This window comes from Stutzerimonas xanthomarina DSM 18231, from assembly GCF_900129835.1.
Classification (GTDB): Bacteria; Pseudomonadota; Gammaproteobacteria; order Pseudomonadales; family Pseudomonadaceae; genus Stutzerimonas; species Stutzerimonas xanthomarina.
Genome location: NZ_FQXA01000002.1, coordinates 577740 through 603152, shown reverse-complemented (window position 1 = coordinate 603152; position 25413 = coordinate 577740). Strand labels below are relative to the sequence as shown.

The window sequence follows — 25413 nt, the reverse complement described above, 5'->3', positions numbered from 1 at the left end:
TTAAGAAATGTCCGACGGAGAATGTCGACTCGTCTCCAGCGTGCCGCCCTGGTGCTGGCTGCGGGGATCGGCCATATCGATAATGCTCCGTCGAATTTCGCTGGGAATGGCGTGCAATGCAATATTTAGGGCTTGCGGTGGTTGTCGCGTTGCTCGCGATCGTTACTACACTGATCGCGGCGAGAATGCTCGCCGGTGGTCATTGGTTGCTGGGCTGGTTACGTGGCACCGTCGGGATGCTGGTACTTTCAATGGCTGGGCTTATTGGCCTGGTTGCCTGGGATGTCACCACCTATCATCCGCTGGATCACGGCACTCCGCTGGCTTCGCTGACCTTCAAGGCCGATGGCCAGCAGCGTTATCAGGTGAAGGTGCAAGAGCGGCAAAACACTCGCTTCGTTACATTGGAAGGCGATCTCTGGCAGCTTGATCTGCGAGCGCTTCACTGGAAGGGGCTTGCAGCGCTCATTGGGTTGGAGCCTGGTTATCGACTGGAGCGGCTTTCCGGCCGCTACCTTGCCGTCGAGCAACAGGATCAGGCGCGCCGTCCCTATGTGCAGCTGGGGCACAGCCGGGCAGGCGTAGATTTCTGGGCGTGGTTGCATCGTTGCCAGTGCGCTCCGCTGATGCTTGAGGCGCAACCCCGCAGAGTTAGCTATTTGCCGATCGCAGATGGAGCCGTTTATACAGTCGAGATGGCGCCTACCGGGCTATTGGCGATACCGGCAAACGTGGCAGCAGAGCAGGCGATGAAAGACTGGTAGCGGTTGGATTTGTAAAAGCAAAAGGGAACCCGAAGGTTCCCTTTTTCATGTTGTTCTGCCAATCAAGCGAGGTATCCGCCGTCCACGTTGAGCGACAGACCGGTGGTGTAGCTCGACGCGTCGCTGGCGAGATAAAGCACAGCGCCGGCCATTTCGCTGGGGTCTGCGACGCGATGCAGCGGAATGTGACGCAGTGCCTCTTCGCGGATCGAATCGTTCTTGACCAGGGCCGAGGCGAACTTGGTATCGGTGAGGCCGGGCAGCAGGGCGTTGCAGCGAATGCCCTGCGGGGCGCACTCCTTGGCGAAGGCTTTGGTCATGTTGATAACCGCTGCCTTGGTAACTGAATAGATGCCTTGGAAGTTGCCTGGTGTGACGCCATTGATAGAGGCCACGTTGATGATGCTGCCGCCTCCATGCTCACGCATCAACTTGCCGGCTTCGACAGACATGAAGAAATAGCCGCGGATATTCACGTCAACTGTCTTCTGGAAAGCCGATACGTCCGTGTCGAGGATATGGCAGAACTGCGGATTGGTAGCCGCGTTGTTAACCAGAATGTCCAGTCGACCGAACTGCTCGCGGATCTGAGCGAAGACGGCCTGAATCTGTTCGAGCTCACCGATATGGCAGGCGAGTGCAGTAGCCTTGCCGCCATCGGCGTTGATCGCATCGGCAACCGCCTGGCAGCCATCGATCTTGCGGCTGGAAACGATAACGTGGGCCCCTTGCTGGGCCAGCAGTTTGGCGATGGCTTCGCCAATGCCACGACTGGCGCCAGATACGAAGGCAACTTTGCCGTCCAGGTCGAACAGGGTGGTCTTGCTCATGAGTCGATTTCCTCTTGGTGAGCTGTGTTACAGCTTCGAGTTGTTAATAACCTGCAGGCTCACTTGCTCGAGCAGGGCGTTCATTTGTACGAATTTAGCGAATCGCTTGTCCTGCGTCTGACCGTGGAAATAGCGGTAGTAAATTTGTTGCACGATGGCCGCCAAGCGGAACAGGCCATAGGTGTAGTAATACTCGAAGTTGTCGATGCGAATGCCGGCACGCTCAGCGTAGTAATCGACAAACTGCTGGCGAGTCAGCATGCCTGGCGCATTGCTCGGCTGTTTGCGAATCAGCTGCATCGGTTGCGGGTCCGTGGCTTCGATCCAGTAGGCAAGCGTATTGCCCAGATCCATCAGCGGATCCCCAAGCGTTGTCATCTCCCAGTCCAGAACGCCAATGATCTCCATCGGGTTGTTTGGATTGAGGATTACATTATCGAAGCGGTAATCGTTGTGGATGATGCCCGGTTTGGGATGATCGGCTGGCATCTTGTCCCGCAGCCAAGCCTTGACTGGCTCCCAAGCGGGCGCGTCAGCCGTGATTGCGCGCTCGTACCGGTCGATCCAGCCATTTATCTGTCGCTGGACGTAACCTTCTGGCTTGCCCAGATCACCAAGGCCGCAGGCGTTGTAGTCGATGTTGTGCAGGTCGACGAACTTGTCGATGAAGCTCTTGCACAACGCGGTGGTTTGCTCTGGCGTGAATCCGAGCTCGGCGGGCATGTCCTCGCGAAGAATGATGCCCTTGACCCGCTCCATGACATAGAACTCAGCCCCGATAAGTGACACGTCGGTGCAGTAAGCGTAGGCCTTCGGACAGTACGGAAAGCCAGCGTTTAGCTGGTTGAGAATTCGGTATTCGCGGCCCATATCGTGTGCCGACTTGGCTTTGTGCCCAAAGGGAGGGCGGCGGAGCACGAATTCCTGCTTTGGATATTCCAGCAGATAGGTCAGGTTGGACGCACCCCCTGGGAACTGCGAAATATTCGGCACACCCTCAAGCTCGGGAATATGGGCTTTCAGGTACTGGTCGATTGTTTCGGTGGGCAGTTCTTCGCCTTCGCGAATGCGGCTGGTCTGATCGGTAAGCGCCATGCTTTTCCCTTTTCTGTAATCGATGCCTCGATGACCAGCTATGGTCGCCGTCTTACCTCGGCGCCACTGACCATCCGACCGTCGTAATCTAATGCGGCCAACTGGCATAACCAAGGGAAGTCAGTCGTTATTGGTCGGGGTGTTGCCGGGTAATCAAGGTGCCTGATGCGTGTAAAAAGCCAAGAAAAGCGCATAAAAAAGCCGAAGTCATAAGACTTCGGCTTTTTATCCCGGCGGATCAGGCTGGGAAAAGTTCGCTCAGCTTCAGCGCGAGCATCATGTCGCCTTCGGCGCGCAGCTTGCCGGCCATGAAAGCCTGCATACCATCGGTTTCACCACTGATGACGCCCTGCATGGTTTCGCTATCCATGATCAGCGTGACGTTGGCATCGGCCGATTCGCCTTTATGAAAATCACAGGTGCCGTCTTTCACGACCAGGTAGTAGTTTTCGGCATCGGTGATATTGAACTGAAAAACCAGATCCAGGCCGGCCGCAGCGCTAGGATTGAACTTGGCCTTCATGCCCTGGATGGTTTCGTCGACGTTGCTCATCGGATGTACCCTTTATTGTCGTGGGAAAAACGTGCGGCTTGAGCCGCGGTGACTGGAGCTTATCGATAGGTGACGAGCTCCGGATTCTTCAGTACTTCCAAGTGTGCGTGACCATTGAACGAAGCCAGCGCTACGTCCTGGTCGCGGTACTTCAGGCGGCTGATTGAGGTGTTGACGATCTGCCAGTTCAGTTCGAACGCCTTTATGGGCGATACGCCGATGATCAATTGAAGTAGCGCGGTAATGGTGCCGCCAGATGTGAAAACTGCGATGTGATCCTTTCTGTCTGCCCGCTCGAGCAACCGGCTCAGTCCAGCCTGTACACGGTCTACGAAACTCTGCCAGCTTTCGAGGTCCTGTTTTTCGTGGTCGCCGGATACCCATCGCTGAATGACATATTTGAACAGTCGCTGAAACTCGGCACGATGATTGGCCGCATTGGCAAAAACGAGCATGGCGTTTGGCTCAATGGCTAAAAGATCATCCATATGTGCACGAATCACTTCATCGGCGCGAAACTCATTGAAGGCCGCGTCAATCTCCAAAGGCGGTAGCCGGCTTTCACCGCAAGGAGCCATTTGCTGGAGGGTTGCGCGGGCGGTGTCCTGTTGGCGATTCAACTCCCCACTTACGCAGCGGTCGAAGCGAATACCCATTTGATTCAGATAGTCACCGAGCGCTGCGGACTGCTGAAAGCCGAGTGGAGACAGAACATCATAGTTTTCTGCGCCGAACGACGCCTGGCCATGTCTGATCAGGTAGATACTGCCCATGCGCTGCTCCGGGACCGAGTTTTCGCGAGCGTAGGGGCATCGCCCCGGAGTGTCAACGATAAATCATACGTTCGTTTGAATCTGCTTCTGCTGGCTGAGGCGGCGTCCTAATCGGTATGCTTGAGTGATTTTCGCCATTCAGAGTTCTGCTGGCGGCGCTGGTGGATCATGAGGAGGATCTGTGGAGTTTCTTGCTGACTATGCAAGCTTTTTAGCGAAGACGGTAACGCTGGTAGCGGCTGTACTGGTGGTGCTTATCGCGCTTGCCTCGCTTCGCCGTGGCCGGTCCAAACAGACCGGTGGCCATCTCGAAGTACACAAACTCAACGATTTCTATAAATCGATGCGCGAGCGTCTCGAGCAATCGATCGTCGAGAAGGACCAACTGAAATTACAGCGCAAGCAGGAGGCGAAGGCTGCCAAACTGGCCAGGAAAAACCCGGAAAGTCGTCCTCGAATCTTCGTGCTCGATTTCGATGGAGATATCAAGGCTTCGGCGGTCGAGAGTCTTCGTCACGAAATTACCGCTCTGCTGACCATGGCCACACCTGAGGATGAGGTTGTCTTGCGCCTTGAAAGCGGCGGAGGCATGGTCCACAGCTATGGGCTCGCGGCCTCGCAGCTAGTGCGTATTCGCGATGCCGGCGTACCACTGACGGTATGTGTCGACAAGGTGGCTGCGAGCGGTGGTTATATGATGGCCTGTATCGGTCAGAAAATTCTCAGCGCACCTTTTGCGATTCTCGGTTCCATCGGTGTCGTTGCTCAATTGCCTAACCTCCATCGACTGATGAAGAAGCACGACATTGATGTCGAAGTGCTGACCGCGGGCGAATACAAACGCACCCTGACGATCTTCGGTGAAAATACTGAAAAGGGCCGGGAGAAATTCCAGGACGATCTGGAAACCACCCATGAGCTGTTCAAGAACTTTGTCGCTCAGTATCGGCAGCAGCTGTGCATTGATGATGTTGCTACCGGCGAGGTTTGGCTCGGGATCGCGGCGCTCGGCAAGCAACTGGTTGATGAGCTGCAGACGAGCGATCAATACCTGGCTTCTCGCGCCCGTGAGGCTGATTTGTTCCAGCTGCATTATGCAGAAAAGAAAAGTCTGCCCGAGCGATTCGGTATGGCCGCAAGCGTTGCCGTCGAGAGCGGTGTGCTGAAGGGCTGGACCCGCCTCAATGAACAACGTTTCTGGCAATAAGGGGGTTACTGATGGCTAGCTTTAAAGCACTGCAAACCGACGAGACCGGCGAGCGTTTCGAGACAAGGCTGATCGAGCGAGACACAAGCGAGTTGCCGGCTGGAGAGGTGCTGATTCGCGTCCGCTACTCGTCGCTCAACTACAAGGACGCCTTGTCAGCGAGCGGCAATCGCGGCGTCACCCGCAATTTCCCACATACGCCTGGCATCGATGCGGCTGGAACGGTTGCTGAATCAACCGTTGCCGACTTTGCGGTTGGCGACGAAGTTATCGTCACCGGTTATGACCTTGGAATGAATACGCCGGGCGGTTTTGGCCAATACATTCGTGTTCCGGCCGGGTGGGTGATCAAGCGTCCGGTTGGGCTTTCGCTACGTGAATCCATGGCGCTCGGCACGGCTGGCCTGACCGCAGCACTATGCATAGACAAACTTGAACAGGCAGGTTTAGAACCGACCGACTCACCGATTCTGGTGACGGGTGCGACCGGCGGGGTTGGAAGCATTGCGATAGCCCTGTTATCCCGTCTTGGATACAAGGTTGCGGCGGTAACGGGCAAGGCTGAACAAGGCGACTACCTTCGTAAACTTGGCGCAACGCAAATCATCGAGCGTAGCGCGCTGCAGGCTGGTACCGAGAAGCCGCTGCTCAAGGAGCAATGGGCAGCAGCGGTCGATACGGTGGGTGGGGACATTTTGTTCAATGTGGTGAAGTCGTTACAGCGTGGTGGAAGCGTGGCATGTTGCGGCTTGACTGCCGGAACGAATTTTCAGGCTAATGTGCTGCCGTTCATCTTGCGTGGGGTGAATCTGCTGGGGGTCGATTCGGTTGAGATCCCTCTGGTCGTCAAGGCTTCTATGTGGGACAAGCTTTCGGTGCAGTGGAAGCTGCCTAATCTGGACGACTTGGCGCAGGAAGTCTCGCTGGGGCAATTACCTGAAGCGATCGAGCGAATCTTGGCTGGTCAACAGACGGGAAGGATGTTGGTTCGACTCGACTGACCGCGTCTGCTTGTTCTCGGCGATTAGCGTTTTGCTTGTTAATCATAGCCAAAACCGATTTCTGTACGGGTATCGATTGAGTGAAGCTAACGCTACTTCAACGCAGCAGGAGTCGCTCATGAAAATGCTGGCAGAAAAAATCAAGGCCGCCTTTGGTAGGCACCCGATCACCGCAATGGAACAGCTAGAGGTGGTAGAGCATCCCAACTTTTGGATGTATCAAAGTACAAAGACCCACCGAAAACAGGCTGTTTGAAAATCTCCCTGCATACACCGCGCTGACAAACAGACGCCCCGATTTATAGGGGCGCTTGTTTGTGTATGAAGCCGAAAAACGCACTCCGCGGTTGAGCTTGCCAACCGGATCATAGCTCGGACGGCATTTGCGGCTGGGGCTGAGCGTTGCTGAAATCACGCGCGCAGGTCCAGCTTGGCCACCTAAGCCTCGATCATTCGCACCAGATCGACTTCTGAGCCAACTCATCGAGTGTCGGCGGGACCGGCCGCTCTGCTCGCGCCCTTCGCCTGGATGTATCCATAAACGAGGATGCCCCATACATGTGGGGCATCGTCTTCCGCTAGGCACCGAGCGGCGAGATTTTTCACTTCTACAAAAGTACGTTTTTTTACTGCAACACCAGCTGAATCAGCCTTGTCGACGGCGAAATAGTGGTAGCGGCTCGTCAGCGGCAGACTGGTACGTGACGGAGAAATCCTTCAGGCTTTCCAATGCGTCATAAGGGTCGCGATCCGGGCGAATGGCAAAGGCGTCGAAGCCGCAGCGGCGCATATAAAACAACTGGTCGCGCAGCACGTCGCCGATCGCCCGTATTTCGCCCGTATAACCGTAACGCTCGCGGAGCAGGCGGGCGCTGGAATAATGACGGCCATCGGTAAACGCCGGGAAATTAAGCGCGATTACCTGAAAATGCTCGAGGTCGTCAGCGATTTCCTCGACGGCTTCGTCAGAATCTAGCCAGATACCAAGACCGCCATCGCGTGCTTTCAACGCGTGGGCATGATCAAGCCACAGCTGAAACGGCACGATCAAATCATCACAGTTGGACAAACCGTCGAGAGTCACGTCCTTGGGCAGCAGGTGCCAGGTCTCATCGATGACCTGGCCGTCCTTAATGATTCGCTGCATAGACGCGCTCCTTAAAGGGGTCGATGCCGATACGGCGGAAGGTGTCGAGAAACTGTTCATCTTCTGTACGCTGCTCCACATAGACGCTGATGACCTTTTCGATCACGTCGGGCATGACGTCCTGCGCGAATGACGGGCCGAGTATCTGGCCGAGGCTCGCGTTGCGGCCCGAGCTGCCACCGAGCGAAACCTGGTAAAACTCTGCGCCCTTCTTATCCACCCCGAGAATGCCGATATTGCCTACGTGGTGATGCCCGCACGCGTTCATGCAGCCAGAGATGTTCAGGTCGATATCGCCAATGTCGAACAAGTAATCCAGGTCGTCGAAGCGGCGCTGGATGGCTTCGGCAATAGGTATCGACTTGGCATTGGCCAGCGAGCAGAAGTCGCCGCCGGGGCAGCAAATGATATCGGTAAGCAGACCGATGTTAGGCGTTGCAACGCCAAGCTCGCGTAGCTCGTTCCACAATTCGAACAGATGCGATTGCTCAACGTCCGCGAGGATCATGTTCTGCTCGTGGGAGTTACGCACTTCACCGAAACTGTAGCGATCGGCCAAGTCGGCGATGGCGTCGAGCTGCTTGTCGGTGACATCACCGGGAGCTACGCCTGTGCTTTTAAGCGACAGAGTAACAGCGGCGTATCCAGGCTTCTTGTGAGCGACCACGTTACGCTGGCGCCAACGGGCGAAACCGGGGTGCTCGGCTTCTAGCTGAGCAAGCGCCTCATCCTGATCTTCAATTGTCTTGTAGGCCGGATCGACGAAGAATTTGCTGATCCGTGCGACCTCGGCCTCGGTCAGTGTATTTGCGCCGTCCTTTAGATAGGACCACTCGGCTTCCACACGCTCGGCGAACACTTCGGGAGTAAGCGCTTTGACCAGAATCTTGATCCGCGCCTTGAACTTGTTGTCACGACGGCCATAGCGGTTGTAAACGCGCAGGATCGCGTCGAGATAGGTCAGCAGATGCTGCCACGGCAGGAATTCATTGATAAAGCTGCCGACGATCGGCGTACGACCGAGACCTCCTCCGACCGACACGCGGAAGCCCAGCTCTCCAGCATCGTTCTTGACGGCTTCGAGACCGATATCGTGCACTTCGATGGCAGCGCGGTCGCTTACGGCGCCGTTGACCGCAATCTTGAACTTGCGCGGAAGAAACGCGAATTCCGGATGGAAGGTCGACCATTGGCGAATGATCTCGCACCAAGGGCGCGGGTCGATCAGTTCGTCCTTGGCCACACCGGCGAACTGGTCGGTGGTGGTGTTGCGGATGCAGTTGCCGCTGGTCTGGATGGAGTGCATCTGCACGGTTGCCAGTTCGGCGAGGATGTCAGGAACATCCTCCAGCTCGGGCCAGTTGAGCTGAACGTTGGTCCGTGTACTGATATGGGCATAGCCCTTATCGTACTTGCGCGTGATATCCGCCAGCTTGCGAATCTGGGTAGACGACAACAGCCCGTACGGCACAGCCATGCGCAGCATCGGCGCATAGCGCTGGATGTACAGACCGTTCTGCAGGCGAAGAGGCAACAGTTCCGCGTCAGTCAGTTCACCGGCCAGATAGCGGCGAATCTGGTCACGGAACTGACGCACGCGATCCTCGATGATGTGTTGGTCATACTGGTCGTATACGTACATAAATGTCCTGTTATTTCAGGCTGTCTACAGCTTCTGCGCGCACGGCCGCGCACCCGTTCATGGGAGGCCGGCACGATACCAGCTAGCGTTTATGCGCAAAAGTGATGTTTGGGAATATGTTTAGAACGAAACGCTGCTTTTAGTGCATTTCAAACGCAGTCTTGAGTGACCGGCGCGTATGGACTTAACTGCAATCAATGCAATCCACAACAAGAAGGTATACCGCTGTGTCCGACCATTTTAAACGCCATGACAGTGACAGCCGTGTAGATGCCGCCGCGATCTTCTTTCTGATCCTGCTGGCGGTCTCGACAGCGGTATTCTGGGTGAGTCACCAGTAACAGGCGGCCTCGGCGAACCGGATTAAACGCCGCCGAGGTAGAGCACCAGCTTGACGACGCCCAGAATCACCAAGATGAACGCTACGGTAAACCCGACGCCGAGAAGAATGAAGTGACTGGGTTTGCCGTGGCTGAAGTCCCGTTCGCGGTTTTTCCCGCTTTGCACGCCTAAAGCGCCGGCCAGCATGCTTTGAAGCATCTGTCGTAGCGTGAGCGATTTGGGTTGCCTGTCTTCGTTCATAACTGTCTCCGTAAGGCTGGCTGCTCTAAAGTTTAGTCAGCATTCCTGCTTCTGCAGAGAACGATCCAGTTGTCGGGACATCAATGAGGTCGTCAGGCAGATTGTTACTGATCGTGCCCAGGCTGGCGCGAAAGGGCAGGCCTTGGCCCTCCACGGTTAGACAACAGAAGTGCGTGGTGGCCCGACCACAGTCACAGGCGAGGCTGGCTATACGTTGACGGTGACGGCGGCCAAGGGTTGAGAGGCGTCGGTCAGGTGTACCGTGACCCGGCTAACGGCGAGCTGATTCTGATCGGCGACTGAGACCCGCTGCAATCGCACATCCGTCGGGCCTTGCAGCGGTTATCAACCCTTGAACCAGTCCCACAAGCCCAGCGAGTAGTTCGGCAGCAGATTGATTCCGAGTGCCGACTTCAGCAAGTACAACGCAACCAGGCCAACCAGTAGAGAAAAGAACAGAAATATGGTGACCGCGCCCGCTTTGGCCGCCAATGAAACACTCCGCTGGGCTCGGCTTAGGCTGCGTTTGTTTCGCCCGCCAACCAATACGAAATAGTACTGGTTGCTCCATAGGCTGAAGGTGCCGCGCCAATCGAGCTTGTGCCTGGCCCACGAGCGGGTCGCGAAGGCATTGCGTAACGCAGCCAGCTGTTGCGGTGTGAAACTCTCCTGCAGTTCGGCAGGAAGCCGTTGCTTAAGCCCGACCACGAACGGGTCCTGATCCAGGGCACTGGCTTGATGTACAGGTGAGTCATCGGGTGTGGGTTCGTGAGCGAGCATAGCGTCAGGTTGCCGTCGGAAAGCGAGATGGACGGTGGCTTATGCAACTACCCGGCCGAAACGCTCCGTCAGTTCTTCTAACCGTTCGACCAATTGGGTGAAGCTGGGTCGTTGGCTCGGGTCTTCCTGCATGCATTGACGCTGCAGGGTCTCAAGGGATGCAAGGCAATCCGCTTGGCCGCGGGCGTCGCGGCGTGCCAGTAGTTCCTCGAGTAAACAGCCGAACGCTCGGGTTTCGAGGCGCTGCAGCGCTTGGCCCTCAGGGGTGTCTGGGTCGAAGAACGAGGCCGCACCGAAGTCGCTAAGCAGCGTTTGGCCACGCGAATCGACCAGCAGGTTGTGCGCGTAGAGGTCGCCGTGCAGGATGCCTAGCGCATGCAGATGACTGGCCGCCGAAGCGGCACCTGTCGCGATCCGCAGCAATTGGTCTATGGAAAACCGTTGCGCCGGTGCGTAGCAGTCCCGAGTGCAGCTCACCAATGACGGTGGGCCGGCGAGCACCTGGTATGACGGATCGATGAGTGCCATCAACAAGCCCGGTAGCGCATCGGTGCGCTCGGCCAGTGGTCCAGCAACGGCTATCAGGTTGGGGTGTTCGCCAGCGGCTATACAGGCTGCCATCTCGCTGTGTGGCAGTCCATCGCTGGTCAGGCTGCCTTTGAACAGTTTGGCCGCCATGGCTTGCCCGCTGCTTCCCGGCCGCTGCCATTCGGCACGATGGACGATCCCGGATGCGCCCTGCCCAAGCACTCCGTCTAACGACACCTGAGCACGGTCGATGGGCGGCAACGGATGCTGGGCCAGAATCTCGCCCTCCATCCTGTCACTGAACGGATTGCCGGCGAATGCCAGCCAGGTCAGTCGGGGCATATGCAGCAGCCAGGCGGGAAGAGCCGAGAGCTGGTTGGCGGCAATTCGCAGCAACTCCAGGCGCCGGCAGCCGGCAAGCGATTCGGGAAGCCCGCGCAGCCGGTTACCTGCCAGCATCAGTTTCTGCAGGTGTTCGCACTGGCCGATCTGGCCGGGCAACGCTTCGAGCTGGTTGTCGGTGAGAATCAGCCAGCGCAGCCGAAGAGGGAGCGCTTCGGCCGGCAATGTGCGGATGCGGTTGGCTTTGAAACCTACCATTTCCAGCTGCGTGCAGCGGCCAAGCACAGTGGGCACTGCGGTAAAGGCGTTATCGGAGCAGAACAGGATGCGCAGTCTGTGCAAGCGCGGCAGGTCATCAGGCAGGCTGCTCAGCCTGTTGCCGGACAGGTTGAGCACTTCCAGGCTGTCGGCCAGGTCGAAGATTTCTCGTGGGAAAGTGTCGAGCTCTTCAGACAGGTCGAGACGGATGATGCCCGCCAGCTCGCCGCGCTTCAATTGTTCCACTGTATGCATGCTGTTCTCGTTGCCCGCCGCGGGGCATGGTTGCGCGATCGCCGCCGCCTGTATCGGCCCGTCGAGGGCTTGGTTCGACTGGGTCGCGCTAGGACAACGGCACGCGTGACTGGTTCAGCGCAACGGCTCTGGCCTGGATGTTTGCGGGGGCTGGCGGCGGTCGCGCACGATGCGTTCGGCGCGCGCACGCAGTTGTCCGCAACCGCCATCGATATCCTGGCCGGCTGAATTGCGCACTTTGGTCAGCACCCCGTTTTCGTGCAGATAACGCATGATCTGGCGAATCCGCTCGGCTGCAGGGCGTTGGAACTCATCGTCGTCCAGGCTGTTGTAAGGGATGACGTTCATGATCGCGAACCTGCCGCGCAACAGACGGATGATGCCGTCCATCTCATCCTGACTGTCGTTGATGCCCTGCAGCAACGTCCATTGGTACTGGATTGGATAGCCGACCAGCCGGGCGTAGCGCTCGCCGAGTTCGACCAGGTCGCCGGGGTCGAACACCGGGGCTCGCGGTAACAGCGCACGACGTAGCACAGCATCGGTACTGTGCAGCGACAATGCCAGGGCTGGCTGTACGCGCTGTAAGGGGAGGCGTTCGAATACGCGTGCATCGCCAACAGTGGAAAACACCAGATTCTTGTGGCCGATGCCGCCATCGGTGCCGAGCAGGTCGATCGCTTCAAGCACGTTGTCGAGGTTGTGCGCGGGCTCGCCCATGCCCATGAACACCACTTTCTTAACCGGGCGAAAACGCCGCGCCAGTGCGACCTGGGCGACGATCTCGGAACTGCCGAGTTGGCGCAGCAAACCGCTCTTGCCGGTCATGCAAAATACGCAACCGACTGCGCAGCCGACTTGGCTTGACACGCAAAGCCCATCGCGAGGTAAGAGCACGCTCTCGACCATCTGACCGTCCACCAGCTCCACCAACAAGCGGGCGGAGCCATCGGCGCCCGGATGCTCGGAGCGGAGCCGTACCAGGCTATCTAAGGCGTCGCTGACCGCAGGCAGGCCGTTGCGCACTGACAGAGGCAGAAAGTCTTCGGTTTTCTGGTGGCGAGTTCCGACATCCAGCGCCTGCCCGTTGAGCCAGGCGCGCGTGACCCGACCGATGTGGACGGGCTTGGCGCCGATCTCGGTGAGCTGCTGATGAAGGTCTTGGATACGCATAGGGCGCGCATTCTAGCCAAAGGCCGAGGCCCGGTCTGTAGTGGAGGTGAAGAATGCCAGGCTCCGCCCCTACGGCATTCATTCTTTAAAGCGGCGACTGCCCAGGGCGAGTCCGAACAACAGTATCGCGAGCAGGCTAAAAGCGAGCGTCAGCGAACCATAGTGAGCGATCACGCCAATCACGGCCGGGCCGGCAAGCACACCGGCAAAGCCAATGGTAGTCGCCGCGGTGATGGCTTGATGCACCGGCATGTCGTGCTGCCGGCTCAAGGAAGAAATCAACACCGGTGAGACGTTGGCGCAGCCCAGGCCACACAAGCCGTAACCGAGGAGGGCGAGTCCCCAGTGCTCGGTCAGGATGCTCAGGCCGATGCCGATTCCAGCCAAGAGGCCGCCAAAGCCGATTACCCGTGAGGTCCCCAGGCTGTTTACCACAGGCGCTCCGGCGAAGCGGCCGATGGTTACCATCAAGGCGAAGCTTGCATAACCCAGCCCGCCCTTGGCGGTTTCCAGGGCCTTGTGCTCGGTGAGGTAGAGGGCGCTCCAGTCCAGCACTGCACCTTCGGCCAGGTAGACAACGAAACACAGGGCACCCACCCACAGCACCATGCCGGTAGGGCGGATAAAAGCGATCCCGCCGCCTGGTGCCCTGTCTCGGAGGAAACCAGATGCGACGGCAAGATTGGCCAAAGCGATTGCAGTGATCATCAACAGCGTGCCGGTTGCCGGTGCGAGGCCCAGGGTCAACGCGCCGGTGAGGGCCAGCGCGCCACAGATCGATCCCAGGCTGAACATGCCGTGGAAGTTCGACATGTGTCGCTTGCCGGTGCCGCGTTCGACGAGCACGCCCTGGATATTCAGCACCACATCGATGACACCCAGGCTGCCACCGAAGCAGAACAACGCCAAGGCGAGAATCCAGACCGATTCGGTCAGCGCCATTCCGGTCAGTGCCAAAAGCAATAGCGCCACGCTAGACAGCACCACTGGACGAATGCCGCAGCGGGTCACCAGCAATCCGGATAACGGCATCCAGCTCAACGAGCCGATACCGACGCACAGCAACAGTGTGCCGAACAGAGCATCGCTCATCTCGATGCGTTCGCGCACATAAGGCACCAGCGGCGCCCATACGGACAGACCGAATCCGGCCATGAAGAATCCGACCCGAGTTGCGCGGCGCACTACGGGTGATGTGGCATCAATTGAGTGGGGCGCCGCCGACATTTGCGGGTGTCCTTGACCGAAAGTTGCAGGGGCGCTAAGCCGCGGAGCGAGAGTATGCTGGCGCATTGTGAACATTACGCGCAGAAACTGCCTGCCCGCGCCTAATGGTGCTACTGGTGTTGAACTGACTAGCGTGCGGTGTAGCCGCCATCGATGAGGTGAACGCTGCCAGTGATAAAAGCGGCACGGTCAGAAAGCAGGTACGCGACAAGATCGGCAACTTCCGCCCGCGTTGCGGTCCGTCCCAACGGATGGGCCGTTGCCATCGTATGCAGTAATTCGTCGCCAGCCTCGCGAATACGCGGAGTCTCGACATAGCCAGGTGCAACGGCGCAGACGCGCACGCCTTGCGTAGCAGTTTCGAGGGCGACCGATTTCGTCAGGCCAATGATGCCGTGCTTGGCCGCGGTATAGGCGCAAAGCCCGGCAATCCCGACGACGCCATTGGCGGAAGACATGTTGACGATCGCGCCGCCGCCGCTGGCGACAATGGCGGGCACCTGATACTTGAGCCCATAGAATACGCCGCTCAGGTCGGTTTCTATGACGTCATGCCAGGTGTCGATATCCGGTTCCGACACGGATGTTTCATGCGGCCCGGTAATGCCCGCATTGTTCACGGCGAAGTGCAGCCCGCCAAAACGGTCCTGCGTCATCTTGACCATATCGCGCACGCTGGTGTGATCGCGTACATCGGCTGCAATCGCCAGGGTTCGTTCACCCGTAGGGTCTAGATGTGCCGCCACGTCGCGTGCTGGCTCAAAATGTCGGTTGGCAAGAACCACGTTCGCACCGGCGGCAAACAGTCGCTCGGCGATTGCTTCGCCGAGGCCAGTGCCGGCTCCCGTAACGATGGCGGTTCGCTTGCTGAATTCGCTCGTGCTGCACATGTCTTTTCCTCTTGTCGCAGGATGAAAGGAAAACGTTGCGGTCGATCGGCAAGCCTAGTCACTGCCATGGTACGACGCGAATCATCGCCGGATTACCAGCGGGCTTCATCTCGGCGCATCCAACCCTGCGGTGCTCATGTTAATGTTCGTGTTTGCCAGCAATGCGGTCCGGAGCGGTACATGAAGTTCATTCACCAGCGCGAACACCTCAACGAAGATGACTTCGTGATCATCGAGTGTTCGCAGCCCTGCAATATCCGTTTGATGAACGACAAGAATTTCCGCAGCTTCAAGAATGGCGGCCGGCATGCCTATCACGGCGGCGCCTTCGACAAGTTTCCAGCGAAGATCAAGGTGCCCAACACCGGCTTCTGGAACATCACCATCGATACGGTGACACGCAAGGCCATCAGTGTTACGCGTAAGCCGACGCTCACACACTCGATCAAGATCGTCCGTAATTCGCCGTCCGAGCTGAAGTAACTCCGTCCATCCGGCCGCGCAGTTTCGGCTGCCGCTCGGTTCCAGGTTGATCAAACGTCACTCGTCACTCGTCACTCCGTCTGGGTCGTAATCGCTTGCCTTTGGTTTTCTATATAATTAGCTTCACGTAAAGATTCTTTTCGTGGAGATAATTATGCGTAAGCCCAAAGGTGGCGATCACGTCGATGACGTGCTCGCTCAATGGCAAAACGTTCGCCCTGAAGGCGATGCGTCGCCGATGGCGATCTTCACGCGCGTGTATCGGCTGTCCAAATACCTTAATAGGCGCATCGCCGATGTATTTCGCAAGCACGGGCTGCATGACGGCGAGTTCGATCTGCTCGCGACGCTATATCGCAGCGGTCAGCCGCAAGGGCTTACACCGAACGCGTTGCGACACGCCGCCGTGCTCAGTTCAGGTGCCATGACTAACCGGCTCGATCGGCTGGAGGCGGCCGGGCTGATTCAGCGCGTTCCCAACCCGGACGATCGGCGCAGCCTGTTGATACGCCTCACTGTTCAAGGGCAGACCGTATTGCTTGGCTGCCTTGATGAGTATCTGGCGACCCTGGATGGCGTGCAGGCGCCGCTCGATAAAGAGCAAAGACAGGCCTTGGCGAGCGGTCTGCGCGTACTACTGCGGACATTGGAGGAGCAGGGCGATGACTGAGGCGAAGCGTGGCACCACAGGTGCGCATCTGGGCATGCTGCTCTGGGCGTTGTTCGTTGGCCTGTCCTTTCCCGCGGTGGGGTTGATGAGCGAAGGCTTGCCGCCGTTGCTACTGACTGCCATCCGTTTCAGCATCGCTGCCTTGGCATTGCTGCCGCTGCTGTTGCGTCAAGGTAATCGTTGGCCGAGCCTACCCGGCCTGCTGCTGTATGCGTTGATGGGTCTGAGTCTGGCCGGTTTCTTCGGCACCATGTTCTGGGCGGCGCACCGTATCAGCGCGCTGTCCATGGCCACGCTTTTTGTCAGTGTGCCGCTGCTGGCCTATTGCATCGGCCGCGGCTTGGGCGTTGAGCAGCCTGCGGGCCGGCTGCTGGCGATTCTGGCGCTGGGTGCGTTGGGTGCGCTGGGGCTGGCCGTGGCCGAAAGCAACGGAGACCTCGCGCAGTTGAAGTTCGGCTTTGGTGAGCTGGCGTTCTTCTTCGGCTGCATCGCCTCGGCGTTGTACCCCGTGTTGAGCAAGTGGGGGCTGCACCGTGGCGTACTGGCGCCACAGGCAGGTTTGCGCACGTTCTGGAGTCTGCTGACGGGCGCGATGCTGATCGGCGCGCTCGGGCTGGTCTGGGAACAGCCGACGGCACTGGCCCGGATGAACCTGGGTGATATCGCGCTGGTGATCTATCTGGGCGTGTTCTCCAGCGGCATGACCTTCTTCCTGCAGCAGCGGGCCACGGCGGTGCTGACTCCTGGCGCCGTCACCGCGTATAGCTATCTGGTCCCTTTCGTGTCAATGGTGTTGTTGTTTATTGCCCAACCGCAGCGAATCGGCTGGCATTGGCTACCGGGTAGCTTGATGGTCGTGCTCGCCATCGTGCTCTTGCTACGGCGTGGCGACAGCACGCAATGAGGGCGGTCAGTCGTCGTCACCACTCGCAATGATCGCGCCAAGGCACCGTAGGCGTGTCTGCGGTGCTTCTCCGATAGCCCAGTACTGTTCGTCTTCGTTCAGCTGCGCTTCCATCACGCTGTTGTAACTGAACGCCCAGTGGCGCCGCTCGCGGCCGTCGAGCGACTCGATGCGCACCACGATGTCATCGCTAGAGAAGGGTTCACTGGCGATCGCGGCGGCCTCTGCGCGATCGAGCAGTTCGTCGTTGAGGGTGAATTGCCAGGCATGCAGGCCGTCGACCTCAAGCATGTCGGCGGTTTCCAGTTCATCGAGCAGGTAGCGGGTTTCGGTAGGCATTGCGTGCTTCGCATAGAGTTTGGCGTTGATTGACGGTCATGGCCGCGACGCCAGTCAGGCGGGCGCGGCCATGTTCGTTTCTGTTCAGCTATCGTAGCCAAGGTTGGGCATCAACCAGCGCTCGGTTACGGCAAGATCCTGCCCTTTGCGCTTGCTGTAGCTCTCGGCCTGGTCCTTGTCGATCTTGCCTACCGCAAAGTACTGCGCCTTAGGATGGGCGAAGTACCAACCGCTGACAGCTGCAGTCGGAAACATTGCGAAGTGCTCGGTGAGGGTGACCTGGCTGGCTCCGTCGCTGTCCAGCAACTTGAACAGTGTGGCTTTTTCCGTGTGGTCGGGGCACGCCGGATATCCGGGGGCAGGGCGGATGCCTTTGTACTGCTCCTTGATCAGCTCCTCGTTGCTCAGCTGTTCCGCCGGTTCGTAACCCCACCATTGCTTGCGCACTTGCTGATGCAGCCACTCGGCGCAGGCTTCCGCTAGGCGATCCGTCAGAGCCTTGACCATGATCGAGTTGTAGTCGTCGCCGGCGTCCCGATAGACCTTGGCCACCTCCTCGGCACCGATGCCTGCGGTGGTGATGAAACCGCCCACGTAATCGGTCACGCCGCTGTCCTTCGGTGCGACGAAATCAGCCAGCGAGAAGTTCGGTTTGCCATCGGTCTTCACCGTTTGCTGGCGCAAGTGGTGCAGCGTCGCAAGTGCTTCGCCATTGTCGCCATAGACCTGGATATCGTCTTCGTCGACCTGATTCGCCGGCCAGAAGCCAAACACCGCACGGGCCTTGATCAGCTTTTCATCGATCAGTTTGTTCAGAATCGCTTGCGCATCGTTGAACAACGACGTGGCGGCTTCGCCGACAACCTCGTCTTCCAGAATGCGTGGGTACTTGCCGGCAAGATCCCAAGCGATAAAGAACGGCGTCCAGTCGACGTAATCCACCAGTGTTCGCAGGTCGATGTCTTCCAGCACCTTGCGGCCGGTGAAGGTCGGCTTGACCGGTGCGTAATCGCTCCAGTCGAACGTGGGTTTGACCGCGATGGCTTGTTCGTAAGTGAGGCGCTCGGTGCGGGCGCTGCGGTTGGCGGTGCGCTCGCGGATCATCGCGTACTCTTCACGGGTCTTTTGCGCGAAAGCCGGCTTGAGCTCTTTCGACAGCAAGGTCGTGGCGACCCCGACAGCGCGCGAGGCGTCGGTGACGTAGACCACCGCGTCATTCTTGTAGTGCTGATCGATCTTCACCGCGGTGTGCGCTTTGGAGGTCGTCGCGCCGCCAATCATCAGCGGCAGCCGGAAGTCCTGGCGCTGCATCTCGCGGGCCACATGTACCATTTCATCCAGCGAGGGCGTGATCAGGCCGGACAGGCCGATGATGTCGCACTTCTCGGCAATCGCGGTTTGCAGGATCTTCTCGGCAGGGACCATGACGCCCATGTCCACCACGTCATAGCCGTTGCAGCCGAGCACCACGCCGACGATGTTCTTGCCGATGTCGTGGACGTCGCCCTTGACCGTGGCCATGAGGATCTTGCCCTTGGCTTCCGGCTTGTCGCCTTTCTCCGCTTCGATGAAGGGGATCAAATGCGCCACCGCCTGCTTCATCACGCGAGCGGATTTGACCACCTGTGGCAAAAACATCTTGCCTGAGCCAAACAGGTCGCCGACCACGTTCATGCCGGACATCAGCGGGCCTTCGATGACCTCGATGGGCCGCGCGCACTGTAGGCGGAACTCCTCGGTGTCTTGAACGATATGGGTGGTGATGCCCTTGACCAGCGCATGTTCCAGCCGTTTTTCGACGCTGAAACCGCGCCATTCCTCGGTTTCGGCTTCCTTGACGCTGCCATCGCCCTTGTATTCGTCGGCGATCGCGAGCAGTGCCTCGGTGCCGTTGGGCGTGCGGTTCAGTACGACGTCTTCGACCGCATCGCGCAGTTTTTTGGGAATCTCGTCGTAGATTTCCAGCTGGCCGGCGTTGACGATGCCCATCGTCAGGCCGTTCTGGATCGCGTAATAGAGGAAGACCGAATGGATCGCCTCACGCACCGGATTGTTACCGCGGAACGAGAACGACACGTTGGACACGCCGCCCGATGTCAAGGCGTAGGGGAGGTGATCGCGGATGTAAGCGCAGGCTTCGATGAAGTCCACCGCGTAGTTGTTGTGCTCTTCAATACCGGTAGCGATCGCGAAGATGTTCGGGTCGAAGATGATGTCTTCCGGCGAGAAGCCGACCTCGTTGACCAGGATGTCGTAGGAGCGCTTGCAGATCTCACGCTTGCGCGCGGCGGTATCGGCCTGCCCGGCTTCGTCGAAGGCCATGACCACCACGGCGGCACCGTAGCGCTTGCAGAGACGCGCATGATGCTTGAATGCCTCGACGCCTTCCTTCATGGAGATCGAGTTGACGATGCCCTTGCCCTGGATGCACTTGAGGCCCGCTTCGATCACTTCCCATTTGGACGAGTCGATCATGATCGGCACGCGCGAAATGTCCGGCTCGCCGGCGATCAGGTTGAGGAAGGTCACCATGGCCTTCTTCGAGTCCAGCATGCCTTCGTCCATGTTGATGTCGATGACCTGGGCGCCGGCTTCGACCTGCTGCAAGGCGACTTCCAGCGCCTCGGTGTAGTTGTCTTCGCGAATCAGCCGGGCGAACCTGGCTGAGCCGGTGATATTGGTGCGCTCGCCAACGTTGACGAACAACGAGCTGCGGTCGATGGTGAACGGCTCAAGACCCGACAAACGGCAGGCCTTGGGAATGTCAGGAATGACGCGTGGTGCGTACTGGGCCACGGCCTGGGCGATCGCCTCGATATGCGCCGGTGTCGTACCGCAGCAGCCGCCGACGATATTAAGGAAGCCACTGGCGGCGAATTCCTCGACCACTCGTGCCATTTCCGCCGGGCTTTCATCGTACTCGCCGAACGCGTTCGGCAATCCGGCGTTGGGGTGTGCCGAGACGTGGGTTTCGGCCTTATTCGAAAGCTCTTCCAGATACGGACGCAGCTCTTTGGCGCCAAGCGCGCAGTTCAGGCCAACGGAAATCGGCTTGGCGTGACGTACTGAGTTCCAGAAGGCTTCGGTCGTCTGTCCCGACAATGTACGGCCGGAGGCATCGGTGATGGTGCCAGAGATCATGATCGGCAGCTCGAAGCCGATCTCTTCAAACACGCCCTGTACTGCGAAGATCGCAGCCTTGGCATTGAGGGTGTCGAAGATGGTCTCGATCAGAATCAGGTCCGAGCCGCCTTCTATCAGACCACGAGTGGCTTCGCTGTAATTCTCCACCAGCTCGTCGAAGGTCACGTTGCGGTAGCCGGGATTATTCACATCGGGTGACAGCGAGCAGGTGCGGCTGGTCGGGCCGAGTACGCCAGCGACGAAGCGTGGGCGGTCCGGTGTCTCGGCGGTCTTGGTATCTGCGGCCTGGCGGGCGAGGCGGGCGCCCTCGACGTTGAGTTCGTAGACCAGTTCCTCCATGCCGTAATCGGCCTGGGACACGCGTGTGGCGTTGAAGGTGTTGGTCTCGACGATGTCGGCGCCGGCGTCGAAATAGGCTTTTTCGATGGCGCTGATGGCGTCCGGACGAGTGAGAATCAACAGGTCGTTGTTACCCTTGAGATCCTGCGGCCAATCGGCGAAGCGCTCGCCGCGATAGTCGGACTCTTCCAGCTTATAGCTCTGGATCATGGTGCCCATGCCGCCGTCGAGAATCAGGATTCGCTGCTGGAGGGCTTGCTGGAGTGCCTGGAGGCGCGCGTTTCGGTCGAGCATGAGTACTACCTGAAGCTGTTTACGAGAACAGCGAATGATAGCAAAGCTGCATGTTTTTTGATCGCTGCCCACTTTTCATGAATTTTATTCATGTTAAAGGCTGGCGGAAGATGTGGAAGGCAGCGATTCATTTAATCCCAGGCGGTGTGCCCGCTGATTAGCGGCGACTGGACAGAAAAAACGGCAGCGGGGCTGAGCCCGCACGGCGTATCAGCGGGGTTCTTCAATTTCTCTATTTCCGACTAAAATGCTAGGACTTTATCCGGGCCGGTGGTTGGCGTACACTGCCAAACATGTATGAGAGGAGTTCCCATGAGCGCCATTACCATTACCGAAGCTGCACACGACTACCTGGCCGATCTGCTTGAAAAGCAGAACACTAACGGGATTGGTATTCGGGTCTTTATCACTCAGCCAGGTACACCGTACGCGGAAACCTGCATCGCCTATTGCAAACCGGGCGAGGAAAAGCCGGACGACGTCGCGATTGCCCTCAAGAGCTTCACTGCCTGGATCGACGGTATCAGCGAACCCTTTTTGGAAGACGCACTGGTTGACTATGCCACCGATCGTATGGGCGGGCAGCTCACAATCAAGGCGCCGAACGCCAAGGTGCCGATGGTCAACGATGACAGTCCCCTCAATGAGCGCATCAATTATTACCTGCAGACTGAAATCAATCCTGGCCTTGCCAGCCACGGCGGGCAGGTGACATTGATCGATGTCGTGGACGAAGGGGTGGCAGTGCTGCAGTTCGGTGGTGGTTGCCAAGGCTGTGGTCAGGCTGATGTGACCCTCAAGGAGGGGATTGAAAAAACCTTGCTGGCACGGATCCCAGAGTTGAAGGGCGTGCGCGACGTGACCGATCACACCAATCGGGACAACGCCTACTATTGAGGAGGTAATAGCCTAAACGATGGTTGTTTCGGTCAGTTAAGTGGCATAACGCCACTATCTTCCCGCATCCTCCCCACGGCGCTCGTTAGCTGAGATAAGCTGTCCAGGTTCCAGAGGCCTGGCCAAGTGAGCGAGCGCTGCATGTCTGCCGTTTCCCTTTTGATTTGCGATGATTCCAGCCTGGCGCGCAAGCAATTGCTGCGCGCGCTACCGGCTGAATGGCCACTGGAGATTTCTCAGGCTGCCAGCGGTTGCGAGGCGCTTGAAAGAATTCGCGAAGGCGGCATCGACCTCTTGCTGCTCGATCTGACCATGCCAGACATGGACGGCTACGAGCTTCTGGCTGTCCTTCGCGATGAGCAGCTGGCGTGCAAGGTCATCGTGATTTCGGCGGACGTCCAGGAAGAGGCAGTGCGCCGGGTGCTGGGGCTGGGAGCGCTGGCGTTCATTCGCAAGCCTGCCGATCCCGCGCATTTGCAACAGACCCTGGCGGGCCTCGGGGTGGTCGGCAGCCAACTGCCAGTGTTCGGAGAACGAAACGCAGGGCCGGTCGCGTTTCGTGACGCCTTTCGCGAGGTGGTCAACGTTGCGATGGGGCGCGCGGCAGCATTGCTTGCCAAAGTGCTCGGCGTATTTGTGCAGCTGCCCATCCCGAATGTGAATATTCTCGAAGTCGGCGAGCTGCACATGGCCCTGGCAGATGCGGCTCAAGGCGACAAACTGTCGGCGGTGTGCCAGGGTTATATCGGCGGCGGCATTGCCGGCGAGGCACTGCTGATTTTCCATGATTCGGAGATTGCCGATATGGCGCGTCTGATGCGCGCCGATGATTACCTCGAATTGGAAATGCTGCTGGACCTATCCAGCCTGCTGATCAGCGCATGCCTGAGCGGCATTGCAGACCAGATCGACGTGGTTTTTTCCCAGGGGCATCCACAGGTGCTGGGCCAGCATGCCTCGATCGACGAGCTTATTCGTGTGAACCGAAAACGCTGGAAAAACACTCTGGCGGTGGAAATCAGCTACAGCCTGGAAGGTCATGATGTTCATTTCGACCTGCTCTTGCTGTTCACTGAAGACTCGGTTGAGCTGCTGTCTCGCAAACTTGCCCACCTGATGAACTGAGCATGTCCGACTCAATCAATCTAAGCGAACTTCACTGGCTGCTGGCAATCGTCCAGAGCATCGACGTGGGTGTGGTGGTGCTCGATCGCGAGTACCGCATCGATGTATGGAACACCTTCATGGAAAACCGCTCCGGACGGCTGCCGGAAGAAGCGCGCAAGAAATCCTTCTTCGAGCTGTTTCCCGAAGTCGATGAGCACTGGTTTCGGCGCAAGGTGGAAAATGTCGCAACGCTCGGGACGCCGTCGTTCACCATCTGGGAGCAGCGGCCCTACCTGTTGCAGTTCAAGAACTACCAGCCGATAACCGGGCTGGAAGATTTCATGTACCAGAACACCACGTTGATGCCATTGAAGGCCCTCAACGGCAGTATCGAGCAAGTCTGCCTGATCATCTATGACGTCACCGATGTGGCGACCAACCGTCGTCAGTTGCAGGCGGCGAATCAGGAACTGCAGCGTCTTTCCAGCACCGACCGACTGACTGGCTTGTTCAATCGGGGGCATTGGGAGGAGATGCTGCGTCAGGACTATGCACGGCATCGTCGCTATGAGCGCAACGCAGCGCTGGTGATGTTCGACATTGACCACTTCAAGAAGATCAACGACAGCTACGGCCATCAGGCCGGTGATGCCGTGATCCAGCAGACTGCCGAACTCGTTCGGCAGAGCATGCGCGACGCAGATATTGCCGGACGTTACGGCGGCGAAGAGTTCGTGGTGCTGCTGCCGGACACTGATAGCGAGGGTGCTTTGACTTTTGCCGAACGGTTGCGGCAATCCATCGAAGCACATGAGGTCGTCTACGACGGACACAGCATTCGCTTCACCGTCAGTTTGGGGATTGCGGACCTTAGCGAGCCCACCAGCGGCTATGCGCAACTGATCGAGCGCGCCGACAACGCCCTGTACTCATCGAAAGCTGCTGGCCGAAATCAGGTCACCCTGTACCGCTAGGAAGATGCGGAGATGCAGTGCGGGCGCTCAGGAACTTCAGTAAGGTAGCTTCCTCGCTGCTCATCCACTTTCGCTTTCTTGCCTTGCCCAGTTTCGCCAGCTCGCCAGCGGCGAAGGCGTCAAGTACGTCGGGATGGACGTAGCACTGTCGGCACACGGCGGGTGTATTGCCGAGCTGGCGAGACACCTGCGCGACCACTTCGGCCAGGTTGCGTCGCGCCACGGTCTCCGGCTGCCATTCAAGTTTGCGCAGATAGTCCAGCGCCAGGGCGCTGCCTGCCCAGGTTCGATAGTCCTTGGCGGTGAAGTCGCCCCCGGTCATCTCCTGGATGAACTCATTGACGTCGCTGGAGCTCACTGGGTGACGCACACCTTTTTCATCCAGATATTGAAACAGATGCTGGCCGGGCAGCTCCATACAGCGGCGGACGATGCGTGCTAGCCGCTGGTTCCTGAGCGTCACGCGGTGCTCTACACCGCTTTTGCCGCGGAACTGAAAGCGGATCGAGGCGCCCCGGACATCGACATGCCGGGTTCGTAGTGTGGTCAGCCCGTAGGAACGGTTTTCCTTTGCATAGCGCGAGTTACCAACACGAATCAGTGTCGATTCGAGCAACTGCACCAGCAGCGCCATGACTTTTTCCCTTGGCATGCCGCGCAGGACCAGTCGCTGCTGTAAGCGCTCGCGCATACGCGGCAGGGCCGTGCCGAACGCCAGAACACGTTCGTACTTGTTGTTGTCGCAGATTTCCCGCCAGCGAGGGTGGTAGCGATATTGCTTGCGGCCGCGGGCATCTCGTCCCGTTGCCTGCATATGGCCTTGCGGATCCGGACAGATCCAGACCTTTGTATAAGCGGGCGGAATGGCTAGTCTGTTGATCCGCGCTATTTCCTGTGTGTCGCGAATACGCTCGCCAGACGGCAGGAAATAGGCGAATTTGCCTCCAATTTTTCGGCGACTGATCCCCGGCTCGTGATCGTCCACATAGTGAAGATCGGCTGGAAGCTCGGGGCACAGGGCGGTGCCGGTATCCGGCTGCTCATCCGCCGGTAGCGGGCGACTACCCTCCGCTAACCGCACAACCGTCTCACAGCCCTGATCGATCAACATACGCGCTTCTCACCGAACCACAGCGCAACCCAGCGAGGCCTGGCTGCATCGACGTACAGCCAGGCCGGTCTCGAGTGACTGTAGCGTCTCGCGGGAGGCGCGGA

25 protein-coding genes are annotated in these 25413 nt (G+C 58.5%); 10 read left to right on the top strand and 15 right to left on the bottom strand.

The window, feature by feature from the left end; translation table 11 throughout:
• Positions 1-116: 116 nt before the first annotated feature.
• Positions 117-764: a hypothetical protein gene (locus tag BUE09_RS07095; protein ID WP_073299994.1), complete on the top strand. Its 648-nt coding sequence runs from the start codon at positions 117-119 to the stop codon at positions 762-764.
• Positions 765-826: 62 nt separating this feature from the next.
• Here BUE09_RS07095 and BUE09_RS07090 read toward each other — a convergent pair whose 3' ends face one another.
• The 4 genes from BUE09_RS07090 to BUE09_RS07075 form a co-directional block, all read right to left on the bottom strand.
• Positions 827-1594 (bottom strand): SDR family oxidoreductase, encoded by a 768-nt coding sequence (locus tag BUE09_RS07090; RefSeq protein ID WP_073299991.1) that lies wholly within the window; start codon positions 1592-1594, stop codon positions 827-829.
• Between the two features lie 27 nt (positions 1595-1621).
• A complete protein-coding gene (locus BUE09_RS07085) occupies positions 1622-2689 on the bottom strand; it encodes a phosphotransferase family protein (protein ID WP_073299988.1) in 1068 nt (355 codons plus the stop codon).
• A 238-nt stretch (positions 2690-2927) separates the two neighbouring features.
• Positions 2928-3242, bottom strand: a complete 315-nt coding sequence (locus BUE09_RS07080; RefSeq protein WP_045427587.1) for an SCP2 sterol-binding domain-containing protein — start codon at positions 3240-3242, stop codon at positions 2928-2930.
• A 59-nt stretch (positions 3243-3301) separates the two neighbouring features.
• Positions 3302-4015, bottom strand: coding sequence for a histidine phosphatase family protein (locus tag BUE09_RS07075; protein ID WP_073299986.1), 714 nt, complete (start codon positions 4013-4015; stop codon positions 3302-3304).
• Between the two features lie 181 nt (positions 4016-4196).
• On the opposite strand from BUE09_RS07075, the gene sohB reads away from it, so the two are divergent.
• The 3 genes from sohB to BUE09_RS20230 all read left to right on the top strand — a co-directional run bounded on the left by sohB (position 4197) and on the right by BUE09_RS20230 (position 6479).
• Positions 4197-5222: a protease SohB gene (gene sohB / locus BUE09_RS07070; protein WP_073299982.1), complete on the top strand. Its 1026-nt coding sequence runs from the start codon at positions 4197-4199 to the stop codon at positions 5220-5222.
• A gap of 11 nt (positions 5223-5233) precedes the next feature.
• The gene (locus BUE09_RS07065; protein ID WP_073299980.1) at positions 5234-6223 is read left to right on the top strand and encodes a YhdH/YhfP family quinone oxidoreductase; all 990 of its coding nucleotides are present in this window, start codon (positions 5234-5236) and stop codon (positions 6221-6223) included.
• A gap of 118 nt (positions 6224-6341) precedes the next feature.
• Positions 6342-6479, top strand: a complete 138-nt coding sequence (locus BUE09_RS20230) for a hypothetical protein (RefSeq protein WP_156889449.1) — start codon at positions 6342-6344, stop codon at positions 6477-6479.
• Between the two features lie 390 nt (positions 6480-6869).
• Here BUE09_RS20230 and BUE09_RS07060 read toward each other — a convergent pair whose 3' ends face one another.
• The 8 genes from BUE09_RS07060 to BUE09_RS07025 all read right to left on the bottom strand — a co-directional run bounded on the left by BUE09_RS07060 (position 6870) and on the right by BUE09_RS07025 (position 15047).
• On the bottom strand, positions 6870-7370 hold the full coding sequence (locus BUE09_RS07060) for a DUF934 domain-containing protein (protein WP_073299978.1): 501 nt from the start codon (positions 7368-7370) through the stop codon (positions 6870-6872).
• Positions 7354-9012 (bottom strand): nitrite/sulfite reductase, encoded by a 1659-nt coding sequence (locus BUE09_RS07055; protein WP_073299976.1) that lies wholly within the window; start codon positions 9010-9012, stop codon positions 7354-7356. Before BUE09_RS07055 ends, BUE09_RS07060 begins: the two co-directional genes overlap by 17 nt.
• Positions 9013-9375: 363 nt before the next feature.
• Complete coding sequence (locus BUE09_RS07050; protein ID WP_073299975.1) at positions 9376-9594, bottom strand: DUF2970 domain-containing protein; 219 nt, start codon at positions 9592-9594, stop codon at positions 9376-9378.
• A gap of 345 nt (positions 9595-9939) precedes the next feature.
• Positions 9940-10374 (bottom strand): 3-phosphoshikimate 1-carboxyvinyltransferase, encoded by a 435-nt coding sequence (locus tag BUE09_RS07045; RefSeq protein WP_073299974.1) that lies wholly within the window; start codon positions 10372-10374, stop codon positions 9940-9942.
• A gap of 39 nt (positions 10375-10413) precedes the next feature.
• Positions 10414-11757 carry a leucine-rich repeat-containing protein kinase family protein gene (locus BUE09_RS07040; RefSeq protein ID WP_073299973.1) on the bottom strand — a complete coding sequence of 448 codons (1344 nt, stop codon included), beginning with the start codon at positions 11755-11757 and terminating at the stop codon, positions 10414-10416.
• Between the two features lie 114 nt (positions 11758-11871).
• Positions 11872-12930 (bottom strand): RNA methyltransferase, encoded by a 1059-nt coding sequence (locus BUE09_RS07035; RefSeq protein ID WP_073299972.1) that lies wholly within the window; start codon positions 12928-12930, stop codon positions 11872-11874.
• 78 nt (positions 12931-13008) lie between these two features.
• On the bottom strand, positions 13009-14157 hold the full coding sequence (locus BUE09_RS07030; protein WP_073299971.1) for an MFS transporter: 1149 nt from the start codon (positions 14155-14157) through the stop codon (positions 13009-13011).
• A gap of 128 nt (positions 14158-14285) precedes the next feature.
• Positions 14286-15047, bottom strand: coding sequence for an SDR family NAD(P)-dependent oxidoreductase (locus tag BUE09_RS07025; protein WP_073299970.1), 762 nt, complete (start codon positions 15045-15047; stop codon positions 14286-14288).
• 180 nt (positions 15048-15227) lie between these two features.
• Here BUE09_RS07025 and BUE09_RS07020 point away from each other — a divergent pair, with 180 nt between their 5' ends.
• The 3 genes from BUE09_RS07020 (at position 15228) to BUE09_RS07010 (ending at position 17104) form a co-directional block, all read left to right on the top strand.
• A complete protein-coding gene (locus tag BUE09_RS07020) occupies positions 15228-15530 on the top strand; it encodes a DUF1883 domain-containing protein (RefSeq protein ID WP_019339196.1) in 303 nt (100 codons plus the stop codon).
• 154 nt (positions 15531-15684) lie between these two features.
• Positions 15685-16200, top strand: coding sequence for a MarR family winged helix-turn-helix transcriptional regulator (locus BUE09_RS07015; protein WP_073299969.1), 516 nt, complete (start codon positions 15685-15687; stop codon positions 16198-16200).
• Positions 16193-17104, top strand: coding sequence for a DMT family transporter (locus BUE09_RS07010; protein ID WP_073299968.1), 912 nt, complete (start codon positions 16193-16195; stop codon positions 17102-17104). The genes BUE09_RS07015 and BUE09_RS07010 overlap by 8 nt, the downstream gene beginning before the upstream one ends.
• A 6-nt stretch (positions 17105-17110) precedes the next feature.
• Here the strand turns inward: BUE09_RS07010 and BUE09_RS07005 are convergent, their stop codons facing one another.
• Positions 17111-17443, bottom strand: coding sequence for a DUF5629 family protein (locus BUE09_RS07005; protein ID WP_073299967.1), 333 nt, complete (start codon positions 17441-17443; stop codon positions 17111-17113).
• A gap of 84 nt (positions 17444-17527) precedes the next feature.
• The gene (metH, locus tag BUE09_RS07000) at positions 17528-21220 is read right to left on the bottom strand and encodes a methionine synthase (protein WP_073299966.1); all 3693 of its coding nucleotides are present in this window, start codon (positions 21218-21220) and stop codon (positions 17528-17530) included.
• Positions 21221-21532: 312 nt separating this feature from the next.
• Here metH and nfuA point away from each other — a divergent pair, with 312 nt between their 5' ends.
• The 3 genes from nfuA to BUE09_RS06985 all read left to right on the top strand — a co-directional run bounded on the left by nfuA (position 21533) and on the right by BUE09_RS06985 (position 24198).
• Complete coding sequence (nfuA, locus tag BUE09_RS06995) at positions 21533-22117, top strand: Fe-S biogenesis protein NfuA (RefSeq protein ID WP_073299965.1); 585 nt, start codon at positions 21533-21535, stop codon at positions 22115-22117.
• A 141-nt stretch (positions 22118-22258) separates the two neighbouring features.
• Positions 22259-23242, top strand: coding sequence for a response regulator (locus BUE09_RS06990; RefSeq protein WP_073299964.1), 984 nt, complete (start codon positions 22259-22261; stop codon positions 23240-23242).
• A 2-nt stretch (positions 23243-23244) separates the two neighbouring features.
• Positions 23245-24198: a sensor domain-containing diguanylate cyclase gene (locus BUE09_RS06985; protein WP_073299963.1), complete on the top strand. Its 954-nt coding sequence runs from the start codon at positions 23245-23247 to the stop codon at positions 24196-24198.
• Here the strand turns inward: BUE09_RS06985 and BUE09_RS06980 are convergent.
• Positions 24182-25309, bottom strand: coding sequence for a DNA topoisomerase IB (locus tag BUE09_RS06980; protein ID WP_073299962.1), 1128 nt, complete (start codon positions 25307-25309; stop codon positions 24182-24184). The two genes, BUE09_RS06985 and BUE09_RS06980, sit on opposite strands and share 17 nt — an antisense overlap.
• Positions 25310-25413: the final 104 nt, after the last annotated feature.

Coding starts and splice junctions, on each gene's coding strand:
- BUE09_RS07095 (WP_073299994.1), top strand. CDS start 117: ATGCAATATTTAGGGCTTGCGGTGGTTGTCGCGTTGCTCGCGATCGTT.
- BUE09_RS07090 (WP_073299991.1), bottom strand. CDS start 1,594: ATGAGCAAGACCACCCTGTTCGACCTGGACGGCAAAGTTGCCTTCGTA.
- BUE09_RS07085 (WP_073299988.1), bottom strand. CDS start 2,689: ATGGCGCTTACCGATCAGACCAGCCGCATTCGCGAAGGCGAAGAACTG.
- BUE09_RS07080 (WP_045427587.1), bottom strand. CDS start 3,242: ATGAGCAACGTCGACGAAACCATCCAGGGCATGAAGGCCAAGTTCAAT.
- BUE09_RS07075 (WP_073299986.1), bottom strand. CDS start 4,015: ATGGGCAGTATCTACCTGATCAGACATGGCCAGGCGTCGTTCGGCGCA.
- BUE09_RS07065 (WP_073299980.1), top strand. CDS start 5,234: ATGGCTAGCTTTAAAGCACTGCAAACCGACGAGACCGGCGAGCGTTTC.
- BUE09_RS20230 (WP_156889449.1), top strand. CDS start 6,342: ATGAAAATGCTGGCAGAAAAAATCAAGGCCGCCTTTGGTAGGCACCCG.
- BUE09_RS07060 (WP_073299978.1), bottom strand. CDS start 7,370: ATGCAGCGAATCATTAAGGACGGCCAGGTCATCGATGAGACCTGGCAC.
- BUE09_RS07055 (WP_073299976.1), bottom strand. CDS start 9,012: ATGTACGTATACGACCAGTATGACCAACACATCATCGAGGATCGCGTG.
- BUE09_RS07050 (WP_073299975.1), bottom strand. CDS start 9,594: ATGAACGAAGACAGGCAACCCAAATCGCTCACGCTACGACAGATGCTT.
- BUE09_RS07045 (WP_073299974.1), bottom strand. CDS start 10,374: ATGCTCGCTCACGAACCCACACCCGATGACTCACCTGTACATCAAGCC.
- BUE09_RS07040 (WP_073299973.1), bottom strand. CDS start 11,757: ATGCATACAGTGGAACAATTGAAGCGCGGCGAGCTGGCGGGCATCATC.
- BUE09_RS07035 (WP_073299972.1), bottom strand. CDS start 12,930: ATGCGTATCCAAGACCTTCATCAGCAGCTCACCGAGATCGGCGCCAAG.
- BUE09_RS07030 (WP_073299971.1), bottom strand. CDS start 14,157: ATGTCGGCGGCGCCCCACTCAATTGATGCCACATCACCCGTAGTGCGC.
- BUE09_RS07025 (WP_073299970.1), bottom strand. CDS start 15,047: ATGTGCAGCACGAGCGAATTCAGCAAGCGAACCGCCATCGTTACGGGA.
- BUE09_RS07020 (WP_019339196.1), top strand. CDS start 15,228: ATGAAGTTCATTCACCAGCGCGAACACCTCAACGAAGATGACTTCGTG.
- BUE09_RS07015 (WP_073299969.1), top strand. CDS start 15,685: ATGCGTAAGCCCAAAGGTGGCGATCACGTCGATGACGTGCTCGCTCAA.
- BUE09_RS07010 (WP_073299968.1), top strand. CDS start 16,193: ATGACTGAGGCGAAGCGTGGCACCACAGGTGCGCATCTGGGCATGCTG.
- BUE09_RS07005 (WP_073299967.1), bottom strand. CDS start 17,443: ATGCCTACCGAAACCCGCTACCTGCTCGATGAACTGGAAACCGCCGAC.
- metH (WP_073299966.1), bottom strand. CDS start 21,220: ATGCTCGACCGAAACGCGCGCCTCCAGGCACTCCAGCAAGCCCTCCAG.
- nfuA (WP_073299965.1), top strand. CDS start 21,533: ATGAGCGCCATTACCATTACCGAAGCTGCACACGACTACCTGGCCGAT.
- BUE09_RS06990 (WP_073299964.1), top strand. CDS start 22,259: ATGTCTGCCGTTTCCCTTTTGATTTGCGATGATTCCAGCCTGGCGCGC.
- BUE09_RS06985 (WP_073299963.1), top strand. CDS start 23,245: ATGTCCGACTCAATCAATCTAAGCGAACTTCACTGGCTGCTGGCAATC.
- BUE09_RS06980 (WP_073299962.1), bottom strand. CDS start 25,309: ATGTTGATCGATCAGGGCTGTGAGACGGTTGTGCGGTTAGCGGAGGGT.